General features: G+C 35.5%; 5 protein-coding genes. 4 read left to right on the top strand and 1 reads right to left on the bottom strand.

Features of this window, described 5'->3' with window-relative positions; translation table 11 throughout:
* Nucleotides 1-190: 190 nt before the first annotated feature.
* From dapF to CIGNP103_RS07975, 4 genes are read left to right on the top strand one after another with little or no spacing between them, the layout of a single operon-like run.
* Nucleotides 191-949 carry a diaminopimelate epimerase gene (gene dapF, locus CIGNP103_RS07990; RefSeq protein ID WP_086252830.1) on the top strand — a complete coding sequence of 253 codons (759 nt, stop codon included), beginning with the start codon at nucleotides 191-193 and terminating at the stop codon, nucleotides 947-949.
* Between the two features lie 42 nt (nucleotides 950-991).
* Nucleotides 992-1,864 carry a menaquinone biosynthesis family protein gene (locus CIGNP103_RS07985; RefSeq protein ID WP_086230038.1) on the top strand — a complete coding sequence of 291 codons (873 nt, stop codon included), beginning with the start codon at nucleotides 992-994 and terminating at the stop codon, nucleotides 1,862-1,864.
* Complete coding sequence (gene fliQ, locus CIGNP103_RS07980) at nucleotides 1,864-2,130, top strand: flagellar biosynthesis protein FliQ (RefSeq protein WP_086227385.1); 267 nt, start codon at nucleotides 1,864-1,866, stop codon at nucleotides 2,128-2,130. The genes CIGNP103_RS07985 and fliQ overlap by 1 nt, the downstream gene beginning before the upstream one ends.
* Nucleotides 2,127-2,888, top strand: coding sequence for a UDP-N-acetylmuramate dehydrogenase (locus tag CIGNP103_RS07975; RefSeq protein WP_086252831.1), 762 nt, complete (start codon nucleotides 2,127-2,129; stop codon nucleotides 2,886-2,888). Before fliQ ends, CIGNP103_RS07975 begins: the two co-directional genes overlap by 4 nt.
* A 190-nt stretch (nucleotides 2,889-3,078) precedes the next feature.
* On the opposite strand, the gene CIGNP103_RS07970 is transcribed toward CIGNP103_RS07975, so the two are convergent.
* The coding region (locus CIGNP103_RS07970) for a flagellin (protein ID WP_141082236.1) at nucleotides 3,079-4,223 on the bottom strand (1,145 nt) is incomplete at its 5' end.

Here is a 4,223-nt window from a genome sequence, read left to right as displayed (position 1 = left end):
TTAGATATTGTAGATTTATGATTTGGGTATTTTATAATTTTTAGAGTGGAATTTAGATTGGATTGGGTGAGATATTAAAATATTATGGGGTGTAATTTATTTGAGGGGATGGAGTAAAAATATATTAAAAAAGCAACTTTGAATTTAATTTATGCTAAAATTTGAAAATTTAACCATTTTAAGGATATTTATGCAAGTTTCAAAATATAACGCAAGCGGTAATGATTTTGTTATTTTCCAGGCCATTAATAATGCTAAATTTGCTGCAAGTAACCGCTCGGAACTAGCTGTGCGTCTTTGCGATAGATTTAGTGGAGTTGGCGCAGATGGAATGATTATTATCAAACAATCAAATAATCAGTGTGATTTTGCGTGGGAGTTTTACAATAGCGATGGAAGTATAGCAGCAATGTGTGGCAACGGTAGTAGGGCCGCTGCACTTTATGCATATAAAAACCAAATTTGCGATGCTGTTTGCACCTTTGAAACTGGTGCTGGAATTATTGGCGCTACCATTGCAAAAGACCATGTCGAAGTCACTCTAAGCGAGCAAAAAAAGTTAAGCGAACCATTTACTCAAATGGGATTAGAATGGAACTTTTATAATACTGGAGTGCCGCATTTAGTAAGCTTTGTGGATGATTTGGATAAATTTGATCTAGAAATTTGCAAAACTATGCGCCAACAATATAACGCAAATGTAAATTATGCCAAATTTGATGGCCAAAGACTATTAGTGCGCACCTTTGAGCGTGGTGTTGAAAATGAGACAAATGCCTGTGGCACTGGAATGGCAGCTTCATTTTTTACTGGATTTGAGCGATTTGGACTAAATGATAAAATAGAAGTTATGCCAAGAAGCGGTGAGATTTTAAATCTTAGATTTGATGGAGAGACTATCCATTTTGGTGGAAAAGTAAGCCATATTTTTGATACGGCAATATATTAGAAATTTAGATAAATTTAAGTAAAATTAGCCAAAATGCAAAGGATGAAATTGAAAAATATAAGAGTAGCTCACTCACCAGATGCTGATGATATCTTTATGTATAGCGCTATAAATTTAGGCTGGGTTGGTAGTGAGATTTTGCAGTTTAGCTCTAAAGCTGATGATATAGAGACGCTTAATCAAGCAGCTTTGCGTGGCGAATTTGATGCTACGGCCATTAGTTTTGCTCTTTATCCATTTATAGTTAAAGATTATGCTTTACTACGAACAGCAGTAAGCTTTGGCAATGGATACGGCCCAAAGCTAATTAAGAAAAAACATACAACTCTAAAGCCAAATTTCAAAGTCGCACTAAGCGGACAATACACCACAAATGCTCTACTTTTTAAAATCGCATATCCAAAGGCTAGGATAGTTTATAAGAATTTCTTAGATATCGAAAATGCTGTACTAAGCGGTGAAGTTGATGCTGGCGTGCTAATTCATGAGAGTATTCTTAGCTTTAGTGATGAACTATGTGTAGAGCGTGAAATTTGGGATATTTGGTGTGAACTTAGAGGCGATGATAGTCTACCATTACCACTTGGCGGTATGGCTCTTAGACGCAGTCTGCCGCTAAGTGATGCTATAGAGTGCGAATCGGTACTGACAAAGGCCGTACAAATCGCACACGATAATAAAAAAATATTAAGCTCTATGCTACTAGAGCGTAAGCTAGTGCGTGTAGATGATACAAGTTTGCAAAAGTATCTAGGGCTTTATGCAAATGCTGAATCTATCAGTATGAGCGATCTTCAGCTGCGTGCAGTAGATAGGCTTTTTGAAATCGGATATGAGAGTGGGGTTTATTCAAATTTAATCAAATCTCAGCCAAATCTCATACCAACTGAGTATCTAAATAGTAGGAATAGCTAATGCAAGGCGATCTAATCGGTCTAGGCGTTGAGACCTTTAAACTAGCACTAATGATTAGTCTGCCTATGCTTATGGCTGGATTGGTAGCTGGTTTGCTAATTAGCATTTTTCAAGCTACTACACAGATTAACGAGATGACGCTAAGCTTTGTACCAAAGATAATTTTGGTTGTGGTGGTAATAATCTTTTTAATGCCGTGGATGATGGGACAAATGATTGATTTTACTGAACGAATATTAAATATGATACCAACATTTATCCAATGAAAATTGATTTTAGTAAGTACAGCTCAGTACGCATTGGTGGAATTTTTGATGTAGAAGTGCTAGATAAAATGCGTGAGTTTGATGGAGTGATAATTGGCGGAGCAAATAATTTGCTAATCTCGCCAAATCCACCTAAAATGGGAATTTTAGGAAGCGAATTTGACTATATCAAACTAGAAAATGGCGTACTAAAAATTGGTGCTAAAACTCCAAGCTCAAAAATATATAAATTTACTAAAGATAACAATATTGGCGGCTTTGAATTTGTTAAAAAAATTCCTGGAACCCTTGGTGGAATGATAAAGATGAATGCTGGAGTAAAAGAGTATGAGATTTCAAATTTGCTCTTAAATATCACAACATCTAAAGGAGTAACACTAGCTAATGAGTGTGGATTTAGCTACCGCCACTCAAATATTGATGGAGTGATATTTGAGGCTAGTTTTAAAATTATACGTGAATTTGATGAAGTTCTAAGCAATAAACTCAATCAAAAGCGCTCCAATCAGCCAAAAGGTGCGAGCTTTGGCTCATGCTTTACCAATCCTGCTGGCGATCATGCTGGGCGACTTTTAGAGGTTGCTGGAATGAAAGGCTATAGGATCGGCGGATGCGGCTTTAGCGAAATTCATGCAAATTTTTTAATCAATTATGGCAATGGAAGCTTTAATGATGCAATAGAGTTGATAAATTTAGCCAAAAACCGTGTAGCTGAGCTTTTTGGTATAGAGTTGCGTTGCGAGGTTGTGATCTTATAGGATTAATGGTTTTAGATATTTTAGTAGTATTTAGAGTATTATTTTTGTATTTTTAGTAATTTTTATCAATTACCCTAATTTATAAATCCATTTTAATTAATAATATAAAAAGATTGATATATTGTATATAAACCCTCGCAATGGCTAAGCATTGCGAGTAAATTTAAGCTATTAAAGATTTAAATTTAAGCTACTGTAGTAGTCTTAATATATTTTGCTGTACAGCATTTGCCTGACTCATAGCGTAGCTTCCGCTTTGGGCTAGTATGTTAAATTTAGAGAAGTTTGCACTCTCACTAGCAAAGTCTACATCTCTTATTTGAGATTCAGCTGATTTTACATTTACTTGGGTAACTGTAATATTATTTATAGTAGCTACTAATTGATTTTGTACTGAACCTAGGTCAGCTCTTAGCTTATCTAGAGTTTTTCTAGCTGCTTCAGCTACATCAACCATAGCTTGAGCACCACCATATGTATTTACGCCACCAGCTTGGTCTGTATATAAATTTGCTTGAGAAACATTACCATCAAAAAAGCCCATAGCTTGAGCCATTTCTTTGGTTATTGTTCCAGCATTCATATATTTTAAATTTACACTAGCCTGGTTATAGGCTTTAGATGCCTCACTAGCAAGTGATATAACAGCATCGCTAAAACCTAATCCTGATATTGTAGACATACCATTTAAACCGATTTTAATGTCTCTAGCATCTTGGCGAATAAAGGTAATTTGACCTAACATTACTAAACCAGCACTATGAGCATTTTTACCTGTAGATATACTGGCCATTGAAGCACCAGCTTTAGCACCCATTAAGGCAGTAGCACCTGTTGAAATGGCNTCTTTAGCAGCTAATACTAGACGACCATTTTGCAAGCTTGCTTCTACTCCAGTTTCATCTTTTTTAGCGTTAATTGCTGCAGTTAAAGCATTGTCGGCATCGTTTACTTGAGTTTTAATATTACCTATTGTTACGCCATTGATAGTAAGACCTTTAATAGTTCCAGCAGCTACAGCCTGACTCATAATTTGAGTATTATTAACCTTTGCCCTAATACCGGTTTTATCTGAAACGCCATTCATCATATCAGCTACGGCTTTATAGCCATCAGTTCTTAATACATTACCTGGTATAACTTGAAAAGTGTAACCATTTGGATAGCCATCAATTCCGCTAAGTTTTACAGTTAAATCATTAACATTTGAAATATTAGATACAACAGCATTTCTTGTAGTCTCAAACCTAGTATGCCCTATAGTATTTGAGTTTGTAGCACCTATACTTACTTTTGCAGTTTCATTGCTATAAGCACCTATTTGGAAGTTTTTGT

It is taken from the genome of Campylobacter sp. P0103 (assembly GCF_002139545.1).
Taxonomy (GTDB): domain Bacteria; phylum Campylobacterota; class Campylobacteria; order Campylobacterales; family Campylobacteraceae; genus Campylobacter; species Campylobacter devanensis.
The sequence above is the reverse complement of the archived record's forward strand: the minus strand, read 5'-3'. Positions and strand labels throughout refer to the sequence as shown.